Source organism: Paeniglutamicibacter sp. NPDC091659 (genome assembly GCF_044756805.1).
In the GTDB taxonomy this organism is placed as follows: domain Bacteria; phylum Actinomycetota; class Actinomycetes; order Actinomycetales; family Micrococcaceae; genus Paeniglutamicibacter.
The window spans coordinates 119,001-134,046 of sequence record NZ_JBIVTO010000012.1; the positions used below are offsets into that span (position 1 = coordinate 119,001).

13 protein-coding genes are annotated in these 15,046 nt (G+C 63.0%); 9 read left to right on the top strand and 4 right to left on the bottom strand.

The features are described from left to right. Positions 1-13 precede the first annotated feature (13 nt). From ACIQLF_RS18845 to ACIQLF_RS18885, 9 genes are all read left to right on the top strand, one after another. Complete coding sequence (locus tag ACIQLF_RS18845) at positions 14-1,342, top strand: cytosine permease (RefSeq protein ID WP_400301894.1); 1,329 nt, start codon at positions 14-16, stop codon at positions 1,340-1,342. Continuing rightward, entirely contained in the window at positions 1,339-2,439 is a 1,101-nt protein-coding gene (locus ACIQLF_RS18850) for a DUF917 domain-containing protein (RefSeq protein ID WP_400301897.1), read from the top strand. The genes ACIQLF_RS18845 and ACIQLF_RS18850 overlap by 4 nt, the downstream gene beginning before the upstream one ends. Then, positions 2,436-3,998, top strand: coding sequence for a hydantoinase/oxoprolinase N-terminal domain-containing protein (locus ACIQLF_RS18855; protein ID WP_400301900.1), 1,563 nt, complete (start codon positions 2,436-2,438; stop codon positions 3,996-3,998). The genes ACIQLF_RS18850 and ACIQLF_RS18855 overlap by 4 nt, the downstream gene beginning before the upstream one ends. Positions 3,999-4,174: 176 nt before the next feature. Continuing rightward, the gene (locus tag ACIQLF_RS18860; RefSeq protein WP_400301926.1) at positions 4,175-5,446 is read left to right on the top strand and encodes an alpha-L-fucosidase; all 1,272 of its coding nucleotides are present in this window, start codon (positions 4,175-4,177) and stop codon (positions 5,444-5,446) included. Between the two features lie 458 nt (positions 5,447-5,904). Further along, complete coding sequence (locus ACIQLF_RS18865) at positions 5,905-7,167, top strand: ABC transporter substrate-binding protein (RefSeq protein ID WP_400301902.1); 1,263 nt, start codon at positions 5,905-5,907, stop codon at positions 7,165-7,167. A gap of 23 nt (positions 7,168-7,190) precedes the next feature. After that, the gene (locus ACIQLF_RS18870) at positions 7,191-8,105 is read left to right on the top strand and encodes a carbohydrate ABC transporter permease (protein WP_400301905.1); all 915 of its coding nucleotides are present in this window, start codon (positions 7,191-7,193) and stop codon (positions 8,103-8,105) included. Then, entirely contained in the window at positions 8,095-9,027 is a 933-nt protein-coding gene (locus tag ACIQLF_RS18875) for a carbohydrate ABC transporter permease (protein WP_400301908.1), read from the top strand. Before ACIQLF_RS18870 ends, ACIQLF_RS18875 begins: the two co-directional genes overlap by 11 nt. Before the next feature lies 1 nt (position 9,028). Beyond that, positions 9,029-10,087 carry an ROK family protein gene (locus ACIQLF_RS18880; RefSeq protein WP_400301910.1) on the top strand — a complete coding sequence of 353 codons (1,059 nt, stop codon included), beginning with the start codon at positions 9,029-9,031 and terminating at the stop codon, positions 10,085-10,087. Further along, on the top strand, positions 10,081-11,439 hold the full coding sequence (locus ACIQLF_RS18885) for an alpha-L-fucosidase (RefSeq protein WP_400301913.1): 1,359 nt from the start codon (positions 10,081-10,083) through the stop codon (positions 11,437-11,439). The genes ACIQLF_RS18880 and ACIQLF_RS18885 overlap by 7 nt, the downstream gene beginning before the upstream one ends. 68 nt (positions 11,440-11,507) lie before the next feature. Here the strand turns inward: ACIQLF_RS18885 and ACIQLF_RS18890 are convergent, their stop codons facing one another. The 4 genes from ACIQLF_RS18890 to ACIQLF_RS18905 all read right to left on the bottom strand — a co-directional run. Next, entirely contained in the window at positions 11,508-12,650 is a 1,143-nt protein-coding gene (locus tag ACIQLF_RS18890) for an FAD-dependent oxidoreductase (protein ID WP_400301915.1), read from the bottom strand. Then, positions 12,650-13,354: a methyltransferase domain-containing protein gene (locus ACIQLF_RS18895; protein WP_400301918.1), complete on the bottom strand. Its 705-nt coding sequence runs from the start codon at positions 13,352-13,354 to the stop codon at positions 12,650-12,652. Before ACIQLF_RS18895 ends, ACIQLF_RS18890 begins: the two co-directional genes overlap by 1 nt. Positions 13,355-13,363: 9 nt before the next feature. After that, positions 13,364-14,503, bottom strand: coding sequence for a type III polyketide synthase (locus ACIQLF_RS18900; protein WP_400301921.1), 1,140 nt, complete (start codon positions 14,501-14,503; stop codon positions 13,364-13,366). Between the two features lie 155 nt (positions 14,504-14,658). Then, on the bottom strand, positions 14,659-15,046 hold a 388-nt coding region (locus tag ACIQLF_RS18905; RefSeq protein WP_400301924.1), incomplete at its 5' end, for a hypothetical protein.

A 15,046-nucleotide genomic window follows, 5' to 3' on the forward strand; every position in this document is an offset into this window, starting at 1 on the left:
TTAGGCGGCCCTCATGACCCGCACCAACCTTGAAGAACTCTCCCTAGATAACAACAACGGCGACTACGAACTAAGTGTCGTTCCACGGTCGCAACGCAAGGGCTGGCTACCGATCAGCTTGATCTGGATCGCCGTCGGCATTGATCTTTCCGGCACTATCCTCGGTGTGCAGCTTGGCGAAGGAATGCCGTTTGGCCAAGCTGTTTGGGCCACGCTGCTCGGATCGGTCCTGCTTGGGCTTTTGGCCATGGCCTGCACCTATGTCGGTGCAGCCAGCGGGCTGACCACCGCCATGATTTCACGGACGGTCTTTGGCCGTATCGGCGGGATCTTGATCGCCATGATCATGGCAGTCTCGGCCCTTGGCTGGTTCGGTGTGCAGGTTGGCTTCTTTGCAAGCAATGCACAAACGGCCATCGGTGAATTGACGGGAGTGAGCGTCCCACTGGTGGTGCTCAATGCAGTGGGTGGTGTGCTGATGATGCTCACCGCGCTGTGGGGTTACCGTTCTATCGAGAAACTCAGCAGCTGGGCAGTGCCGTTGCTGATCATCATTCTTTTCCTCGGAATAATCCTCGCCGCGGCAAACCACGGGTGGGACCCGCTCTTTGCTCCGGTGGTTCCGACGTTCACCTTTGGTGGCGCCGTTTCCCTGGTCATGGGCATCTTCGTCCTGGGTGTCGTGGTTTCCCCTGACATTGCCCGATGGGCCAAGACCCCCAAACACGCGATGCGTGCCGGATTCGTCGGATTCTTCATCGGAAACTCGCTGATTGTCATCGTGGCACTGATCCTCTCTCGTCTCATGAGTGAAGCCGATCTGATGCGGATCTTCTTCGGGCTCGGCATGGGCATCGCAGCGATTGTCGTGTTGACGCTGGCCCAATGGACAACGAACACCAACAACCTCTACGGCAGCTCGTTGAGCCTTGCATCGGTTTTCAGCAAGGTCCCACGCAAGATCCTCACCCTCGTTGCCGGCATCCTGGCCACGTTGGTCGCCTGCCTGGGCATGTATGACGCGTTCATTCCGTTCATCTCGGCGATGGGTGTCTTCCTGGCACCCTACGGCGGGGTCTACATCGCGGAATTCTTCGTGGGGGCCCGCGATCGATTTGTTTTCGACGACAAACGGGACGAACCCGCGATTCGTTGGACGGCCATTGCCTCGTGGGCTTCGGGCATCGCCATAGCCATTGCGACCTCCGACCCGGCGGCCGGACTCGGCCTGGGGATCTTCACCCTGACCAGCATCCCGGCGCTCGACGGGCTCATCGCCTCGTTCGTCGTTCAAGGCATTCTCACGCGGGTCAACCGCACGGCACCGAAGGAATCAGCATGACCCTGACACACATCACGGAAGCGGACGTGGAAAAGATCGCACTCGGGGCCGCGGTCCTTGGGACCGGCGGCGGGGGAGACCCGCACATCGGGACATTGATTGCCCGCAGGCTCATTCGCGAGCACGGCCCGGTAGCGGTCAAGGCGCTGAGCGACATCACCGACGAGGACTTTGTGGTTCCCGTAGGCATGATCGGGGCTCCGTCCGTCGCCGTGGAAAAGATCATGGCCGAGGAAGAACTGGTTGCGGTGCTGCGCCTGCTGGAGACCGCCTGCGGGCGCAAGGCAACTGCCATCATGCCCATCGAAATCGGTGGCGGGAACTCGCTGATCCCGGTGGCGTGCGCGGCGATCACCGGCCTTCCCATAGTGGATGCAGATGCCATGGGTAGGGCGTTCCCCGAAGCCCAGATGGTGACGTTCCATCTGGCAGGCTATGGACCCGGCTACGCCTCGATGGTTGATTCGCACGGCAACGCCGTGCTGACCAAGCCGGTGGATGGAGCCTGGTCCGAACAACTTGCCCGGGCGCTGACCATCCCGATGGGCGGATCGGCCACCATGGCCGACTACGCCTACGGCGGGGAGGTGGTGCGCGAGTGCGCCATCCCCGAAACCCTCAGCCGCGCCCGCGACATCGGCGCGTTGTTGCTGGATCCGTCTCAGGACGGCATCGACCCGGCCACCAGGCTGATGGATGAACTGGACGCCTACAAGTTGTTCGAAGGCAAGATCGTAGATATCAAGCGGGTGTTCGAGGGCGGATTCACCAAGGGCCATGCAACCCTCGAGGGGCTGGGGAACGACAAGGACGATCAATTCGAGCTTTCCTTCCAGAACGAGATGCTGCTTGCAATGCGCAACGGGCAGCTCGCGGCCGTGACGCCCGACCTGATCGCGGTGCTGGATTCGGTGACGGGGCGGCCCATCACCACGGAAACGCTCAAGTACGGCGCGCGCGTCCACATCATCGGCATGGCCTGTCACGAAAAATGGCGCACCGAAAAGGGGCTTGAAACCGCGGGACCCGCATACTTCGGTTACCCCGTTGAATTTGTTCCGATTGAAGAATTGTCCCGAGAGGATTTGCACGCATGAGTTACCGCATTGGCATCGATGTTGGTGGAACCAATACCGACGCCGTCATCCTGGACGAGGACCTGAGGGTCGTTGCCGCCGTCAAGACACCCACCTCAGCCGGTGGAGGATCCGGCGTGGAGGCGGCCATCGCGGCGGTCATCGAGCGCAGCGGCATCGATCCGCGGCTGGTTCACTTCGCGATGCTGGGCACCACCCACTGCACGAATGCCATCGTGGAACGCCGCAATCTGGGCCGGGTAGGAATCATCCGTCTGGGGCTTCCTGCAACCACCGCGGTGCCGCCCCTGGAAGGGTGGCCGGAGGAGCTGCGGGCAAGCATCGAGCCCCGGATCTTCGTGCTTGACGGAGGTTTCGAGGTCGACGGACGCACGATTCGCCCAGTCAATGAGGAACAAGTCAGGCAGGCCTGCACGAGGATGCGCGGCCTGGTCGACGCGGTGGCCGTGGTCGGGGTGTTTTCCCCCATGGATCGCTCGCAAGAGGACCGTGTCGCCGAGATCGTCGCCTCGGAGCTTGGGGTCCCGGTGTCCCGCTCGGCGGACATCGGCTCGATCGGCCTGCTGGAACGTGAAAACGCCACGGTCCTGAACGCCGCGCTGATCCGCACGCTGGGCGGCATGGTCGAGGGATTCCGTGCCGCGTTGGTGCACCATGGCATCACCGCGCCGGTCTACCTGGGCCAGAACGACGGAACGCTCATGACGCTGGAGTACGCGTTGAGCTATCCCGTGTTCACCATCGGGTGCGGGCCGACGAACTCGATCCGCGGCGCCGCGCATCTCAGCGGGCTCAAGGATGCCATCGTGGTCGATATCGGCGGCACCACCACCGATATCGGATTGCTGGTCAACGGGTTCCCGCGCCAGTCGTCCCAGGCCGCCGAGATCGGCGGGATCCGGACGAACTTCCGGATGCCGGATGTGCTTTCGGTGGCGCTGGGAGGCGGCACGATGGTGCACGGTCCAGCGGGCGCCGTGCGCTTGGGGCCGCAGAGCGTCGGATACCGCATCGGCACCGATGCCCTGGTTTTCGGCGGCAGCACCTTGACCGTCACGGACATCGCTGCGGCGGCGGGGCGCTTCAATGCCGCAAACGCCCAAGATGTGGAGCTGGATGCCGAGCTCTTGTCAAACGCCGAAACGGCAATCCGCGCGTTGCTTGAGGACTCGGTCGACCGCATGAAATCCAACAGCACCGCGGTGCCCGCCATCCTGGTGGGTGGCGGAAGCATCGTTGCCCCGGAGTCCCTGGCCGGAATCAGCGAGTTGGTGCGCCCCGAATTTTTCGGGGCTGCCAACGCCGTGGGTTCGGCGCTCGGGGATGTCTCGGGAAGCTTTGAGCGAATCTATCCGCTAAGCACGGTCCCGCGCGATCAGGCCTTGCGGGATGCACGTGAACAGGCGACGGCTCGTGCCATTGCCGCGGGCGCGTTGCCCGAAAGCGTCGAACTCCTGGAGATCGAGGAAATTCCGTTGGCCTATCTGGCGGAAGCCTCCGTGCTGATTAGGGCCAAGGCCGCGGGTCCGCTGGCCCGAACCCGGGTGCTGCAACCCTAAGCGCGACACGTGACGGGTGGCATGCGGGTGGAGCGAAAATTGCGGTCCGCCCACATGCCACGCACGCGTCTTCCTGACCCGACCGTCGAAGACTTGCTTCCACCAAACGCGTAAACATCGGACGTTTGGCGTTAGACTGCCTGTGAGTCATTTGATGGTTGACCTCGAGGTAAGGGCTGGGCGTGGAAGCACAGGATTGGTTTGATGGCGGACGTTTCGGAATGTTTGTTCATTTCGGGCTCTACAGCGGTGCTGCGCGCCACGAGTGGGTGCAAACCTATGAGCGCCTGAGTGTCGCAGGGTATCGGCCGTATTTCGATCATTTCGATCCGGACCTTTTTGATGCCAGATCCATTGCCAAGCAAGCCAAGGCCGCCGGGGCTGGCTACGTGGTTCTCACTGCCAAGCACCATGACGGTTTCTGCCTCTGGGATTCGGCGCTGACGGACTATTCGTCGCAAACCGCTTGCGGGCGTGACCTGGTGCGGGAATATGTCGAGGCGCTTCGGGCGGAAGGGTTGAAGGTCGGAATCTACTACTCGCTGATTGACTGGCATCATGCGGACTTCACCGTTGATTGGAATCACCCCCGTCGGGATGATGAAAATGCCTCGGTGTTGAACGCCGAGCGGGACATGGGTCGGTATCGTGAATACCTGCATGGGCAGGTCCGCGAATTGCTAACCAATTATGGCCAGGTGGATTACCTGTTCTTTGATTTCACCTACCCGGAATCCAAACAGGGGTGGAAGGGGAAATCGTCCGAGGACTGGGATGCCGAGGGATTGCTGGCCCTTTGCCGAGAACTTTCACCGGGAATTTTGGTCAATGATCGACTGGGGGTTCAGGGCGACTTTGTCACTCCCGAGCAGTATCAACCAAGCGCGCCGTTGGAGGTCAGTGGCGTGCCCCAGCGTTGGGAAGCGTGCCAGACGACCAACGGTTCGTGGGGTTACCACCGCGACAACCACGACCATAAGTCGGCCGATCTTTTGTTGCGGATGCTGATTGAGTCAACCTCGATGAACGGCAATTTCCTGCTGAACGTCGGGCCCAACGGCCGGGGTGAAATCGATCCCAGGGATCAAGAGCTGCTGGCCGAGATTGGCGTATGGATGCGGCTGCACGGCAGGTCGATCACGGGCGCCGGATGGGCGCCCTTTGAAGCGCCGCGCATGGCGGCCTATACGCTCAAGGGGGATCATCTGTATGTCCACGTCTTCTCATGGCCCATGGGGCACCTTCACCTTCCCGGCCTTGCCGGCAAGGTTGAGTACGCGCGGCTGCTGCATGACGGTTCGTGGGTGGCAATGAGCGAGATCGATCCGACCCAGGAAGCAAATGTCATGCGTCCGGCGGGTCAGCCTGCGGGCACCCTCACGCTGAGCCTTCCCGTCCGACGCCCGGATGTTGCGGTGCCCGTCATAGAGCTCATGTTGCGTCGTTAGTTCGAGAGGGGTTCGCGCCCCGGGTTGTATCCATGGCCGGTCGCCGTCGATGCACCCCGGGGCTTTTTTGTGCAACAAATTACCTCCCTGACGTGCTGTCGGGTGATTCCTGCGGTCGGATGACGCACGATCAGGCGGCAATATTCGTGACGAAAATCCGATGTCTGGTCGCATGGCCCGATGGTGCGGAGGGAATGGGAAGTCTTGGATATGGGCGGTTTCGTCAAATTCCACAACTGATGGAATGTGACCCATGACAAGAACTTGTTGCGAAACATCCGACCAAAGGGTGGTGTCGTCGGTCACGATCTGCAATGCTTACTTGAAGCGGAAGCAAGCAAACTTTGTTCGAATGTCGAATAAAGTCTCTATCTTTCCACACCGATCCAAAGCTTGGGATCGACAACCGATCATTCGCCTAGGGCGGTCTTCGCCCTAGAAACTGAGGAGAATATTCGATGAAGAAGTTCAAGGTTGGTGCCGTTGCAGCTGTTGCAGCTGCGGCACTCGTGCTCACCGGCTGTGGTGGCGGCGCCAAGGAAGCGGCAGGTGCCGCCGGGGACAATTCCGTCGTCATTGACATGTGGGCAGGCAGCGAAGATGACACCGCTGCGTTGAACGCGCAGTTGGAGATCGCCAAGGCCGACAACCCTGACCTGAACATCACGCTGCGCACGGCGCCGTGGGGCGACTTCTTTACGAAGATGACCACCAACATGGCATCGGGCAACATGGCCTGCGTGACCGGCATGAACAGCGGCATGCTCTCGAGCTACACCGCCGGCTTCGCCGAACTGACCCCGGAGGATCTCACCAAGGCCGGGCTCAAGGACGCCGACTTCGCCCCTGGCTCGTTGGATATCCTGAAGAACAAGGGCAAGACCTACGGCATCCCGTTCGACATCTCCACGATGCTGGTTTACTACAACGCCGATCTGCTCAAGGCCTCCAACGCGCCGGAGCCGAAGGTCGGCTGGACCTTCGATGATTTCGAGGCCACAGCCAAGGCCGCGACCCATGACAAGAAGTACGGCTTCGCAGTGGGCATGGGCGACTTCCAGTGGCAGGCCCTGCCCATCGCAAAGTCCGGCGTGCAGCCGGCCACCGCCGACGGCACCCTGGACCTGACCAACCCGGCCTTCGTTGAGGCCTCCAACTGGTACTCCTCGCTCGTCACCGAGCAGAAGGTTGCGGCTCCCGTGGCCAGCGCCTCCGACACCGGCTGGGGCGAAACCCAGTACTCCGGCGGAAACGCCGCCATGGCAGTGGACGGCACCTGGAACGCGGTGGGTTACCTGGAAAACGACAGCAACTTCACCGCGGGCATGGCCCCGTTGCCTACCGGCCCCAACGGCAACAAGTCCCTGATCCTCGGCTCCGGCTACGGCATCTCCAAAGACTGCAAGAACAAGGACGCTGCCCTGAAGGTCCTGGGTTCGCTGCTGGGCAAGAAGTCGCAGGACCACATTGCCTCCTCCGGCCGCAGCTACCCGGCGCGCGCCGAATCCCAGCCGCTGTACTTCGAGTCCATTGACGCCAAGTACCGCGACCAGGTCAAGACCGCTTTCGAGGCAGCCTTCCAGAACGTCGAGGGCCAGCAGGTTTCCGACAACTGGTCCAAGGTCGGCGTTTACGTGCAGCCGCAGCTGGTCAGTGTCTACAACGGCCAGGAATCCATGGCCAAGGTACTTGAAACTGCCCAGCAGCAGTTCGGCAAGTAACCAACTTAGGAGCGTTTGACCTCATGTCCACCACCACCGTTCGCGACCGTAGTCGTGGAGCGATGGCACGGGCCGAATCTCGCCAGGCGCTGGGCTTTGTAAGCCCGGCGCTGGCGGGACTCGCCCTGTTCACCATTGTTCCCGTCGTGCTGTCAATCGTGATGGCGTTCTTCAACTGGCCTACCTACGGCGAGAAGACGTTTGTCGGATTCGACAACTACATCAAGCTCTTCACCAGCAGCCCGGACTTCTGGCCGGCATTGCGCAACACCGCCGTCTTCACCCTGCTCTACGTACCGTTGAACGTGGTGCTTGCCTTGGTTCTTGCCTTGAGCCTGCACTCACGCATCCGCGGTCGGGCGGCGCTGCGCATCCTTTTCTTCTTGCCGGTGGTCACCCCGATGGTTGCGAACGTGTTGGTGTGGAAAATGCTCCTGCAGCCACAGGGCCTGTTCAACAGCGCCGCCCAGTCGTGGTTCGGCTTCGAGCTTCCAAACTTCCTGGCGGACCCGCAGTGGGCCATGATCATGGTCGTCACCATGTCGGTCTGGCAGGGACTGGGCTACAACATGCTGATCTTCTCCGCTGCGCTCGAACAGCTCCCGGATTCGGTCATCGAAGCCGCGCGCATCGACGGCGCCAAGGGCCTGCGCATGATCTGGTCGATCACGATCCCGCTGGTTTCCCCCTCGGTGTTCTTCGCCTCCATCATGACCATGATCGGCGCCCTGCAGGTCTTCGCCCAGCCTCAGCTCCTGACCGGCGGCGGTCCGGGCAACTCGACGCAGCCGCTGGTGCAGTTCATCTACAACCAGGGCTTCAAGTTCCAGGAACTGGGTCTGGCGGCAGCCGCCGCGTGGATCCTGTTCGCCATCATCATCGTGCTGACAGCCCTGCAATTCGGCGCGCAGAAGAAGTGGGTGCACTATGAGCACTGACCTGATCGAATCGCCCGTCCGGGATGAAGCACCCGCGACGCGCAAGGCACGGTTGTCTTCAAAGAACGACGGCCTCAAGGGACCCGACAGCAGCATGGGCTCGCGCGTCAGGCTCTTCATCGCCCACATGTTCATCTACCTCGCCGCCCTGATCTTCATGGCGCCGCTGATCTACGCATTCTTCTCGGCGTTGAAGCCCAACTCCGAAATGTTCTCCATGCCGCCGAAACTCGTCGGCAGCGAGCTCCGCTGGAGCAACTTCGCCGACGTCTTCTCGTTCGGCCCGTTCTGGACGTACATCGGCAACTCGTTCTTCGTCGCCATCGCCGGCACGCTGGTCGTCCTGGCCGTCTCCACCATGGCCGGGTACGCCTTCGGCCGCCTGCGATGGAGGGGGCGCGACGCCGTCTTCGTGGTCTTCCTGGCCACCCTGATGGTGCCGCAGGAGGTCACGGTGATTCCCATGTTCATCGTGATGCAGTGGTTCGGCTGGGTGGACACCTACCAGGCGCTGATCCTGCCGTTCGCATTTACCGCTTTCGGCACCTTCCTGATGCGCCAGTTCTTCCGCGGCATCCCGTATGAACTCGAGGAAGCGGCCCGCGTCGACGGTGCCGGCCCGATCCGCTGCTTCCTGCAGATCGTGCTTCCGCTCTCGAAGTCGGCGGTCGCCGTTCTGGCGGTCTTCACGTTCCTCTCCTTCTGGAACAGCTACCTCTGGCCGCTGATCGTGACGGTCGACTACGCCTCCATGGGGACCCTGCCCGTCGGCCTGGCGTCGTTCTCCGGCCTGACCGGCACCCGTTGGGACCTGCAGATGGCGGCGGCGATCATCTCCATGGTCCCGACCACCATCCTGGTCATCGCCCTGCAGAAGCACCTGGTCAAGGGCATCTCCATGGCGGGTCTGGGCGGTCGCTAAGGTGCCTGAAAACAACAACGCCGGATCGGTCGTTGCGGGAATCGACATCGGCGGAACCAAGACCTCCGCGATCCTGTGCAACCGTGCCGGGGACGTCATCGCCTCAGGCACGGTGCCCACGCCGGCAACACTCGGCGGGCCGGCAATGAGCGCCGCGGCAGCCGAGTTGGTGCAGCGGCTTGAATCCGACTGCGGACTGCGGGCGAAGGCCGTGGGCGTCGGGGCAGCAGGGGTCATCGACCAGAAAAACGGCGTGGTGACCGCCGCGTCGGCCTCCTTCACGGGGTGGGCGGGGTTCGAGTTGGCGGCCGACCTGCGATCCCGCCTGGGGGTCGGGGCGGTCATCGACAACGACGTGAATTCCTTCCTGCGCGGCGAAATGAGCTACGGAGCCCTTGCCGGAGTGAAAGACGCGGTCGGGCTGATGCTCGGCACCGGAGTGGGCGGCGCCATTGCGGTGGGCGGGCAGATTTTCCCCGGCTCGCGCGGAGCCGCCGGCGAAATCGGGCATACCCCCGGGTACAGCGATATCGGGTGCACCTGCGGGCAGGTCGGGCACCTGGAGACCCTCGCCTCCGGCAGGTCGATATCCGAACGCTATGCCGAGAGGCGGGGCGCGGACGAACGCGTCGGTGCGGACGTGGTCGCAGACCGTGCGCGTGTCGGCGATGCCGACGCCCGGGAAACCTATGCGCGCGCCGGCCGGGCCGTGGCCCTGGCGATCGCCACCACCGTCAACATCCTGGATGTCAGGGACGTGGTGGTCGGCGGGGGCGTGCGAGGTGCCTGGGACCTGCTGGAACCTGCCATCCAGGAAACCCTGGCGGGGCACATGCCCGTCTCGGGATACTCGCTGGCGGTCCATCCGGGCGCGTTGGCCGGCCGTTCGGCCGTCTTGGGCGCCGCGGCCGCGGCCTGGCAGCTGGTGGACGAACACGCAACAGGGAACAACGCCGAACCAGGTGCCTTCCCGTTCCAAGAAGAAGCCGTCGAGCCCTGGCTCCCGGCAGTAGCGAACCGAGTGCAGGACGCACAGATTGTTGAGGAAATCCCTTGCTGAATTTTGAAACCCGCGTGGGTCCTGACTTCGGGGACAACCCGCCGAGCTACCCCGAACGGGACGTTCCCGAATGGTACCGAGACGCCAAGCTTGGCTTCTTCATCCACTGGGGCCTGTACTCGGTGCCGGCCTGGGCCACCGCACACGGCGAGGGCGGGGTGCCCACGGAGGACGCCTACGCGCATCACCAATACGCCGAGTGGTACGGAAACACGGTCCGCATCGCCGGAAGCCCCAGCTGGGAACGCCACCAGGAAATCTACGGCACGGGCACCAGCTACGAGGACCTCGCCGACCTGTGGGATGCCAATGCATTCGACGCCGACGACTTTGTTTCCAAGCTCATCGGAGCCGGGGCGCGCTATGTCATCCCCACCACCAAGCACCACGAGGGGTTCTGCCTCTGGGATACGGAAACCACGGACTTCAATTCCGTGGAACGCGGACCCAAGCGCGACCTGGTCAGCGAGATCGGGACGGCCGTCCGCGGGCAGGGAGCCAAGTTCGGCGTCTACTTCTCCGGAGCCCTAGACTGGCACGTGAGCGATTTCCCGCCGATCGAATCCGACACGGACCTGTTCCGCTTCCGCCGCAACGACGAACACTTCGCCAAGTACTCCGCGGCGCAGCTGGAGGAACTGATCGAGCGTTTCGCCCCCGACGTGTTGTGGAACGACATCGAGTGGCCGGACGGCGGCAAGGGCCACGAAGACCATGCCGTGGCGGCACTGCTGCGCCGCTACTTCGAGGCGATTCCCGACGGAGTGGTCAACGACCGGTGGGGCGTTCCCTACCACGGGTTCCTGACCCGCGAGTACCGCCACATCGAGGACATCATCGACGAGCCGTGGGAATCCACCCGCGGGTTGGGCTACTCCTTTGGCTACAACCAGGCCGAGAGCGAAGAACACTCGCTCTCCGGCGAGGAACTGGTCCGGTTGCTGGTGGACGTGGTGTCCAAAAACGGAAACCTGCTGATCAACGTGGGCCCGCGTGCCGACGGTTCCATCCCCGAACTGCAGGAAAAGGCCATGAACCTCATGGGTGAATGGCTCAAGGCCAACGGCGAGGCCATCTACGGCACCCGTCCGTGGATCCGCGCCGGGGACAAGCTGGCAGGCTCGCCGGTTTCCTACACCCGCAAGGGCGATGACCTCTTCATCCTGGCCAACGAACCCTCGGTCGGCAGCATCACGCTGCCGGAGGAGCTCTCCGCCACCACCGTCTCGCACTGGATCGGTGTGGACGGCACGGAGATCGAGGGCACTGTCGATGCCTCCGGGTCTGTGGCCATTCCGGGGTCGCTGCACGGCCAACCGGTCGCAGTGGCACGGGTTGCCTGCGGAACGTAGCACCGCGGGGCCGTTCGGTCTCCAACGGTGAACCATGGATGGTGTGTCCCTAAGGCAGGGGCGCACCGTCAATGGTTCGACATGGTGAACGTCCGTGCAACGGATTCGGAGAACCCCGCGGAGGCAAAAGCCCGGGCTGCCAATGCGTCCCGCAAGGGAACGACGGAGGGGCCGAGCGGCCGGCCCAGCGCCATGTTGATCCGGGCCTGGCGGGCAGCCGTGCGTGCGGCGGCCAGACGGCGCGACGAGAACCGGCCCAGGAGCCCGCTGACTTGTCCGCTGGGCAGCCGGCCGTTGACGGCCAACGCAAGCAAAGGTGCCAGCTCCTCGGCATCAAGAAGTCCAAGCGTCATGCCCTGGCCGCCAATGGGGCTGATCTCATGCGCGGCGTCGCCGATGAGCACGACCCGGCCATGGTTCATCCGGTCCACCAGGTAAGTGGCCGTGCGGAAGCGGCTATGCATCGAGTTGCTCGCCGGGTCCAGTCGGTGGCCGGTGCGCCGAGCCACGAGGTCGGCGAGGTCGCCTCGATCCGCTTTTCCCGACCGGGCCACCCATCTGCGTACACCGCCTGGCAGCGGAAAAGACTCAACGATTCCCTCGGGGTGCAGGAACAGCACGGCTATCGGGCCGAATCCCGTGGAGTCGGCATAGTCGCCCATCTCGTAGCGGTCGGGGTGGATTCTTCCGGTGCGCCGGATCCCCGCGGCGTCCCTGAGCGGGGAGTGGCTGCCGTCGGCGCCGACGAGAAAGCGGCATTCAAGTTCCAGCGTCCGTCCGTCCGCGCCGGAGGCCCAAACCCGCTGGTGATCAGGATGGGAAGTGAAGCGCTGGAATTCCACGCCGTCCATGAGGGCCTCGGCATCAAGCCCGACCAGCCGGTCCCTCAGCCTTTGAACCGTCCGGTCCTGGGGCAGGGAGAGCACAAATGGATGGAGCTCCGGAAGAAACGAAAAATCCAGTTCCGCAATCACCCTCCGCCGCGACATCCCCACGCCGTGGGATATCCGGATGCCCTCATCCACCAGGTCCCGGCCAAGGCCGAGCCGGTCAAGCACCGCGAGGCCCGGTGGGTGGATGCCGATGGCACGCGAATGACCGCCCACCTGGGTGCGGGCCTCGAGCACCCTGACACCGATGCCCGACCTGCGCAGCATCAACGCAAGCGCGAGTCCGCTCGGCCCGCCCCCGACAATGAGCACGTCGATCATCACGGCACCGCCGGTGAATGCCAGACGGCCAGGTTCCGGTACAGGCCGGGTGCATGCACGTGCCAGCCCGGGCGCACCACGCGGGAAAGCTCGTCCGCGGTGAAACTGCGTCGGATGGAGGTGAGGCCGTCGCGGCGGATGTACGAGGACCCGCCCAACGGCAGGGTGCCCAGTCCGAAGAAAAGCAGAGCGGAGCGCCTGCGGCGGATGTCGCTGTGTATGGCCAGCGTGCGTGCGAGCCGTTCGGAATCGGCGAACACCCCGGCCAGCTCCACCGGGCCCAGATGGTGCAGCACGTGGTTGGAGATGACCACGTCGAAAAGTTGCCCCATGGCCACCAAGTCGGAGCTGGAGGCCCTGCGGAATTCCAGGAGTGCCGGGTCGATTCCAGCCTTGGCCGCGGATCGGACGGCATGGTCGTGGGCGCGCGCATCAGGGTCTATGCCCACGACCCGCACCTCGAACCCGTCGGCCCTGGCCCAGCGAAACAGGTTCCGGGCAATGTCCCCGCCGCCGCAACCGATGTCCAGGATGGTGCCGGTTCGGTTGCGTGGAAGCGCCGGTCGGATCAGCGCCACGTACACCTGCCGCCACCCGGAGACGAACCTGTTCACCAGGGGGAACTGGGCATAGGTGCGCTCCAGCAACAGCGGGTCGCAATCCGGCCGGTCCATCTCCTCAACCGCGTTGATGGCGCGTTGCACGGTAGCGGCTCAGCCTTTTCTCTCCGGCAACAGGGTCATCAACGAAGTCTCCACGGTCAACCCCGGCCCGAAAGCCATGGAACACACGCGCTCGCCGGCCGCGGGAACGCGTGGCAGGTGCTCCTCCATGATGTCCTTGAGCACGAACATCACCGTGGAACTGGACATGTTGCCGTAGTCGTTGAGCACCCTGCGCGCCGGCATCAGCTGTTCCTCGCTGAGTTCAAGTCGTTTTTGCACCCGGTCCAGGATCGCCCGTCCGCCGGGATGGATTCCCCAGTGCGGAATGTCTGCATAGGTCGTGTCCAGGGATTCATCGCGGGCAAGCAAAGGGGCAAGCGCCCCAACGATGTGGTCGTCGATGATGTGGGGAACGTAGGTGCCCAGGACCATTTCGAATCCCTCGTCCCCGATGTTCCACGCCATTGCCTCCTCGCCGACCGGGGTGAGGACCGTTTCAAAGTGGTCAAGTTGCAACCCCGGCCCATGGTGATCGCGTGCCGTGACGATGGCGGCAGCCGCACCGTCGGCAAAGAGCGCGGACCCCATGATGGTGTCCGGATCGTTCGAACTACGCACATGAAGGGAGCAAAGCTCGGCGCATACGACCAGCACCACTGCGTTCGGGTCGGCGTCGCAAAAACTCTTGGCGGCGCGCAGTGCGGGGAACGCCGCGTAGCAGCCCATGAAACCAAGATGGTAGCGCTGCGTCGACGGGCTAAGACCCAGGGCCCTGACCAGTTGGTAGTCGGGGCCCGGATTGTAGAAGCCGGTACAGGAAACGGTAATGACATGCGATACGTCGGCGGGCGCCAGATCAGGGCACGCGTCGAGCGCCTTCTGTGCCGCTTCGATGTAGAGTCCCGGCGCAATCGCGGCAAAAAGCTCGTTGCGAACCTTGGTGCTGGGACTGAGCAGAAGCCCCGAATCGGCGTCGAAGAAGTCAGGGTTCTTTGCCACGGACTCCGTGGTGAATTCGTTGACTGCCGTGTGTCTGGTGGAGATCTGTGCCGAATCGAAGGACGTGGCGATCAGTCGCTGACCGAGCCGGGTCAAGCCGGGTTGGGCGACAAAGACGTCTCGAGCCTTGTCCTGGTACAGGATCGTGGGCGGTACTGCTGTTTGGATGGTTCTCATCATCACCGACATGACCCAGAGCCTATGTCTGCACAGGTCGGAGGTAAAGAGCGGTTCCTGGACGCAGTGGAAAGAACTTGCTTAGCAGTCTTGCTGTCAAAAAAGACCTAGCGTCGGCAAAGGGGCAAGCGTATTGTTCGTTTTGGGAGACCATCAGCGGTCAACAGCTATCCCAGCACAATGGAGGGCAGGCATGTCATGCCGGACAAGTCACCACATAGACACGAACACAAGAAACCACACGGTAAAACCATCAAGGAGCGGCGGGCCGAAAAGCGGTCGAAGAACGCCCCCGAGGCCGACACCGAACAGGTAACCCACATCAGCAAGAAGCATTGAACTGGTTGAGGGGAGTGGCCGCAAAAAGAAGTGGAGAAGAGAATGCTCTTCTCCACTTTTCTGTGTGTACAGGCAGTACGACCCTTATCCCGCCGGCTGTTTTCGGCAAGATCGGACGCCCCGAAAAAACTTTTTGGATTCTTCCAATCCGTCGTGCGCACCGCACCGAATGCTTCATGACAGCCCGCACCACATGGTCGGGAAGGCGCGGCGGCC

Bases quoted from the DNA above. Each gene is read 5' to 3' on its own strand.
- ACIQLF_RS18900 (WP_400301921.1), bottom strand. From the start codon at position 14,503: ATGTCGGTGATGATGAGAACCATCCAAACAGCAGTACCGCCCACGATC.
- ACIQLF_RS18870 (WP_400301905.1), top strand. From the start codon at position 7,191: ATGTCCACCACCACCGTTCGCGACCGTAGTCGTGGAGCGATGGCACGG.
- ACIQLF_RS18855 (WP_400301900.1), top strand. From the start codon at position 2,436: ATGAGTTACCGCATTGGCATCGATGTTGGTGGAACCAATACCGACGCC.
- ACIQLF_RS18845 (WP_400301894.1), top strand. From the start codon at position 14: ATGACCCGCACCAACCTTGAAGAACTCTCCCTAGATAACAACAACGGC.
- ACIQLF_RS18850 (WP_400301897.1), top strand. From the start codon at position 1,339: ATGACCCTGACACACATCACGGAAGCGGACGTGGAAAAGATCGCACTC.
- ACIQLF_RS18890 (WP_400301915.1), bottom strand. From the start codon at position 12,650: ATGATCGACGTGCTCATTGTCGGGGGCGGGCCGAGCGGACTCGCGCTT.
- ACIQLF_RS18865 (WP_400301902.1), top strand. From the start codon at position 5,905: ATGAAGAAGTTCAAGGTTGGTGCCGTTGCAGCTGTTGCAGCTGCGGCA.
- ACIQLF_RS18875 (WP_400301908.1), top strand. From the start codon at position 8,095: ATGAGCACTGACCTGATCGAATCGCCCGTCCGGGATGAAGCACCCGCG.